We start from the raw sequence: 6165 nt of genomic DNA, 5'->3' as shown, positions 1-6165 counted from the left end.
TAGGCCTCTAGACGATGGGGACTAGTAACAACACTTCAGCTGCTTTCACCATTTATGCCGAAGTGGTGCGTATTTTAATGGCGACCGCGCTTGCTGTCAAGCCTTTTTCGACGTCTTTTTGAAATTAAGTATCTTTTTTTAAGCGCGCGCCGTGGATGTAGGTCTTTTCGCTTTAAATGATGCCGAATCCACAACGACGTACAAGCGCTAATGGTTAACGCCAGTAGCATGTAACCGATAATGGTTGCCCATAATTTAACCTGTGGTTCCATAGCAAAGTCCCTTTTTGTTAAGCTCACCTAATCCATAATAGGTGATTAGCTATAGATAACACTATTCATTGAGTTTAACAATGCAAAGGGCGTATGCTTTATTTTACTTGGCGTCGTCAGCGTTGCTATCGACAGTGCTGTTAGCGGCTGTCTCAGTATTTTCCTGCTCGTTATGGATAGCGTTCGCGAGCATCGGGTAGCTATTTAAAATATGACAAAACAGTTCAGCCGTCTTTTGGGTATCATAGAGCGCTGAATGCGCGTCATTACCATCAAAATCAAGCCCAGCAGCCTTACAAGCACGCGCGAGTACAGTTTGTCCGAATGCAAGCGCAGACAGCGTCACGGTATCGAAAACTGAGAAGTTGTGAAACGGATTATGGTTTTTGCTGTTGGTACGCAACACTGCCGCATTTAAAAACGCTAAGTCAAAATGGGCATTATGGCCAATCAAAACGCATTGACGGCAGTCTTCAGCGCGGCGTACTTCTTTTAAGCCTTTAAAAATACGGCGCAGCGCCGTTTTTTCATCTTCGGCAATGGCTTTACGCAGTGGATTATTAGGATCGATACCGGTAAAGGCAAGCGCGCTTGGCTCAAGATTTGCGCCCTCAAAAGGCTCGATATGGGCGTTAAATGCCTCTCCTGGATAAAACACGCCTTGCTCATCAAGTAGTACAGGAATACAAGCAATCTCTAATAAGGCGTCGGTTTGCGCATTAAAGCCTGCGGTTTCGACATCGACGACAACAGGCAAAAACTTACGAAAACGCTCTTTTAAGCGCATGGGTGCTTGTTCATCTGTTGCGCCGTTACTATCGGCAGTAGCGCTTGAGCTTGAGGTAGTAGTAAGACAGGCATTTTCCGTATTAGCCAAATTGTTTCTAGGTAAGCCGGCATCATTTTGAATGGTCATATCAGGTTAAATCGCTTTTATCAGTCGTGCTGTGGTATTGAATGAAATAAACAATAAATATCCTATGATACGAGGTTTACTTTTGCTAAGCGAATTGGCGTTTTAGCAAAAGTGCAGACCTAGCATAGGATATGAAATAAATGCAGGCAAATAGCGTTATGTCACTGCTGTTAAGCTTTAATAGACCAAGGTAACGTCTCTCCCGCCAACAGCGGCTTTAATGACGCGCCATCAAAATAAGGGTAATTGGTCGGTACTTGCATCGGCGTGTTTATCAACGTGATGGTACTCTCATTTACTGGCAAACCATAGAACTGGGCGCCAAAGCGGCTGGCAAATCCTTCAAGCTTATCTATTTTACCCACACTATCAAAAGCAGTGGCGTATAGCGGTAAGGCATTAGCAGCACTATAGCAGCCAGCACAGCCGCAAGCCGATTCTTTTGCGTTCGTTGCATGCGGCGCCGAATCTGTGCCTAAAAAGAATTTTGGATTGCCACTGGTAGCGACATCCAACAATACTTTTTGATGGCTTTCACGTTTTAAAATAGGCAGGCAGTAAAAGTGCGGCTTGATACCGCCAACCAATAAATGATTGCGATTAAACATTAAGTGCTGCGGCGTAATGGTCGCAGCAATTTGATTGCCTTGTTCTAAGACAAAGTCGGCGGCATCACTGGTGGTTATATGCTCTAGCACAATTTTCATCGTCGGAAATTTGACGATGATTTGTGCCAACACTTCGTCTAAAAAGCGCTTTTCACGGTCAAAAATATCGACATGGTCATGCGTGACTTCGCCATGGAGCAGTAGTGGTAGATTGTATTTTTCCAGCGCTTCAAAGACATCGACGCAGGCATTAATATCGGTGACACCGTCGGCAGAGTTGGTCGTTGCGCCAGCAGGGTAGAGTTTGACCGCTTGCACGATACCAGATTTTGCCGCCATTTCGATATCCTGAGCAGTGGTTTGATCGGTGAGATACAAGGTCATGCGTGGGTCAAAAGCTGCTTTACGCTCCGCACTCAAATCGCTTGCTGCTAAATGCTGCAGGATGCGCTCACGGTAGGCTTGCGCCGCATCGATATTTTTAACAGGCGGTACCAAATTTGGCATACAGATGACACGGTTAAAGCTTTGGGCAGCGTGAGGAACGGTAGTCGCTAACGCTTTATCGTCGCGCAAATGAATATGCCAATCATCTGGCTGCAGCAGGGTTAATTCTCTAATCGAATCGGTCATAGTATCATCGCGCTCTATATCTTTATACGGCAGTAAAAGGGAGTCTAGCTGAGCTGCTATCATAACAGATTTGCCTACTTGACTAAATATGCGGCGAAATATCTGTACATAAAAGCGTTATGATTTCGTTGATAAGTAACCAGCGCCTATATATGCATTCATGCTAATTTTCGGTGAAAACCTAGCACCGAATGGCGCTGATACTTTTGCCGCTCGTAAATATGATGTACACTGAGCAGGCAATCTATTTTTTATTTATTTCATCCTATCCTGCGCATTTTTATTTCTCATTAAATGTATTCGATAATAAATTCTTATATTAGGAGTTATTTATGGCTCAGCTTGATCCAAAAAATATTAATAAAATCGTCTTGGCCTATTCCGGCGGTCTTGATACTTCAATCATCGCCAGATGGCTACAAGAAACCTATGATGCAGAAGTGATTACGTTCACCGCTGACATCGGTCAAGGTGAAGAAGTTGAGCCGGCGCGTGCCAAAGCTGAAGCGATGGGTATCAAGCATATCCATATCGAAGACTTACGTGAAGAGTTTGCCCGCGATTATGTGTTCCCGATGTTCCGCGCCAATGCCATTTACGAAGGCGAGTATCTGCTCGGGACTTCTATCGCGCGTCCTTTGATTGCCAAGCGTTTGGTTGAAATTGCTAAAGAGCATAACGCTGATGCTATCAGTCATGGTGCGACTGGTAAAGGTAATGACCAAGTACGTTTTGAGCTTGGTGCCGTTGCTTTATCACCTGACGTGGTCACCATTGCGCCGTGGCGTGAGTGGGATTTATCAAGCCGTGAAAGCTTGATGAAATATGCCGAAGAACATAATATCGCTATCGATTATGCCGGCAATAAGAAAAAATCTCCGTACTCAATGGATGCCAACTTACTGCATATCTCTTATGAAGGCGGCATCTTAGAAGACCCATACGCCGAAGCTGAAGACGATATGTGGCGCTGGTCAGTCAGTCCAGAAGAAGCACCTGACGAAGCGCAATATCTAGAATTAGAATACAAACAAGGTGATATCGTTGCCATCGATGGCGAAGCGCTTAAGCCTTATGAAGTAATGATTAAGCTGAATGAGATTGGCGGTAAGCACGGTATCGGACGTTTGGATATCGTTGAAAATCGTTATGTCGGTATGAAATCACGCGGCTGCTATGAGACCCCAGCTGGTACTATTATGCTAAAAGCCCACCGCGGTATCGAATCATTAACCCTTGACCGTGAAGCGGCGCATTTAAAAGATGAGCTGATGCCGCGTTACGCTAAAATTATCTATAACGGCTATTGGTTTAGCCCTGAGCGCATGATGCTACAAGCCTTGATTGACAAATCACAAGAATATGTCAACGGTACCGTACGCGTCAAATTATACAAAGGCGCGGTTAGCGTCGTCGGCCGTAAGTCAGACGATTCACTGTTTGATGAAAAAATCGCCACTTTTGAAGATGATGCCGGTGCTTATGATCAAAAAGATGCTGAAGGTTTTATCCGTTTAAATGGTCTACGTTTGGCGATTGAAGCCAGCCGTGGTCGTGATTTATCGAAGTAAGCATATTTTTTTTAGATTGTTCTAAATAAAGTATGAATAAAAAAAGGCGCTAATAAGTTAGCGCCTTTTTTTTGGTTTTTTAAGGGTTGTTCAACTATTTTCGTCTACTTCAAAATTTATCTATGAATTATTCTTATTGAGACGCTTTTGGTTCTTCAGCGCCATCTTCATCATCGTCTACCATAACAATCGCCACATCTTGCTGTTGGCGCTCCTTGATAAGATCTTGCTCGATGACTTCTTCTGTGGCCAATTTGATACCGTCAGATTTTTGGCTTTGATATTTGAGCGCTGCTAGCCCGCCAAGTACGCCAATAACCGCAATAATGATTAGGATAACGGGATTTTTCCAGAGCGGTATAGGCGCGTCGTATTCAATCGGCTTTTCACTGGTGGTGGTCGGCGCATTGTCGTTATTGCCGCCAATTAGACCTAAGCTTACCAAAGGTGGTTTTGGTGCGCTGGCAGGCTCGGAGGTAATTCTTAGGCGGTTGCGCTGCAAATATATTTCTGAAATTTTCGCCAGTTGCAACAGCCAACGCTGGTGCGGCAAGCTTATGGCTGACATTTCGGCAAACACCAATAAGTCATTGTATTTACCTTGTTGAGCATTGGCAGGTGAGCGCCCAATGACCTTTAAATAATTGCCCGTCGCTAGTTGCATGTCTTGGACAAGCTCATGGTTTTCAGTTTTAAACGTCGTCAACTCGTGCCAATAAGGGTCAAAAGCGGGCGGAGTATCAGCGAGCTGCGCTGTGCTCAATAAAGTACGTTCTGTGGTGTTTCTTACTTCTGTCTCTACATCTACTTTTAAGTCTGACTGTAAAGCAGTTTCTGTAGAAGTGGTTGTTTTTTCATTCTCATTAGGTTCAGCCCGCTTGGTAGATTCTAACGCTGGTTTATTGGCCACAAAGCGCTCGACGGATAAAAACTGCGGCTGCAAGGCGAACCATTTGTCCAGCTCCTCATTATCAAGCTGGCTATATTCTGCTAAAATCGCCAGTTCACGTAAGACAATCACGCATAAAGAGGTGAGTAGTATTTGCACTTGCGGTGACGTCGCCTCAATGCGCTCTGCAATGTAATCACTGGCTTTGATCACGCGCGCATTCTCATGAAAAATCGCATCGGCCACCTCTTGGCGATAATATAAAGTCGCATTGATGGTCGAAAAATTCATTGAATTATATCGTCTTAGTTCTTTGACGGCGGTACGAGTAAACAGTTTTTTACTCACTGCTTGGCCATCATTATGCTGCTGATAAGCAAGTAAGGCGCTGATAATCGCTTGCAAACTGGCATCCATCGCCAAACGCGCTTGCGGTAATGACAGCTTAGCCACGTCTGCCAATAATGACACCATCGGCTTGGTATCTTGATAGAGAAAATCATACATCGACACACGTGTCGGTGAAATAGTCGTCATAATCTGCTAGCATCAAAAAGTGTGCCCCTATATTACGGTGCCAAAAGCCTTGATACAATCCCTTAATAATAGAAAAACGCAAACATTTCGCTCACTATTTACTCTCAACGCAGTTGATAATAACCGCTGTAGATTTATGAGCGCTGGAAAATCTTATGACAAATAACGAAAGCTTTACCGAAGAGTTTAACGAAAATTCTGATGTGCGACTGGTTATTAACATTGCTCAGCAAACGTTAACGCTATATAAATACGATAAAGGAGTGACTCAATATACGGTATCGACCGCTAAAAACGGTATTGGCAGCCAGCAAGATAGCGGCTGCACACCCCTTGGTAAGCACATTATCGCGGCAAAAATCGGCGGCAATGAACCCATGAACGCGGTATTTGTGGGACGCAAACCGACAGGCGAGGTCTATAGTGCAGAGCTTGGTAAACTGTATCCAGAGCGCGATTGGATATTAAGCCGTATTTTATGGTTACGCGGTCTTGAAGAGGGGTTGAATAAAGGCAGTAATGTTCACGGCGGCTGCGATACTTATCAGCGTTATATTTATATTCATGGCACACCAGACAGCGAACCAATGGGCGAGCCGCTCTCTCACGGCTGTATACGGATGCGCAATGAGGATATTTGGGAGTTATTTGAACAAGTGACCGAGGGCACAACTGTGACCATTATTGCTCGTTGATATTTACTCGAAAACACTATGCTTAGAAAACACTACGCTTAAAA

At 44.4% G+C, this 6165-nt stretch carries 5 protein-coding genes; 2 read left to right on the top strand and 3 right to left on the bottom strand.

Annotation, left to right across the window (positions count from 1 at the left end):
* Window positions 1–375: 375 nt before the first annotated feature.
* Both rnt and pyrC read right to left on the bottom strand, forming a co-directional pair.
* Window positions 376–1059 carry a ribonuclease T gene (gene rnt / locus B3R91_RS00660; RefSeq protein WP_068407276.1) on the bottom strand — a complete coding sequence of 228 codons (684 nt, stop codon included), beginning with the start codon at window positions 1057–1059 and terminating at the stop codon, window positions 376–378.
* 299 nt (window positions 1060–1358) lie between these two features.
* Window positions 1359–2429, bottom strand: a complete 1071-nt coding sequence (pyrC, locus tag B3R91_RS00655) for a dihydroorotase (protein WP_068407273.1) — start codon at window positions 2427–2429, stop codon at window positions 1359–1361.
* Between the two features lie 332 nt (window positions 2430–2761).
* Here pyrC and B3R91_RS00650 point away from each other — a divergent pair, with 332 nt between their 5' ends.
* Complete coding sequence (locus B3R91_RS00650) at window positions 2762–4000, top strand: argininosuccinate synthase (protein WP_068407105.1); 1239 nt, start codon at window positions 2762–2764, stop codon at window positions 3998–4000.
* A gap of 133 nt (window positions 4001–4133) precedes the next feature.
* Here the strand turns inward: B3R91_RS00650 and B3R91_RS00645 are convergent, their stop codons facing one another.
* A complete protein-coding gene (locus B3R91_RS00645) occupies window positions 4134–5426 on the bottom strand; it encodes a hypothetical protein (protein WP_286795826.1) in 1293 nt (430 codons plus the stop codon).
* A gap of 155 nt (window positions 5427–5581) precedes the next feature.
* Between B3R91_RS00645 and B3R91_RS00640 the strand changes: the two genes are divergently transcribed.
* Window positions 5582–6121, top strand: a complete 540-nt coding sequence (locus B3R91_RS00640) for a L,D-transpeptidase (protein ID WP_286795824.1) — start codon at window positions 5582–5584, stop codon at window positions 6119–6121.
* The last annotated feature ends 44 nt before the right edge of the window (window positions 6122–6165 follow it).

It is taken from the genome of Psychrobacter sp. UBA6291 (genome assembly GCF_002439405.1).
GTDB classification, from domain to species: Bacteria; Pseudomonadota; Gammaproteobacteria; order Pseudomonadales; family Moraxellaceae; genus Psychrobacter; species Psychrobacter faecalis.
Note: the sequence above shows the minus strand (reverse complement) of the source record. Positions and strands in the feature narration are given on the sequence as shown.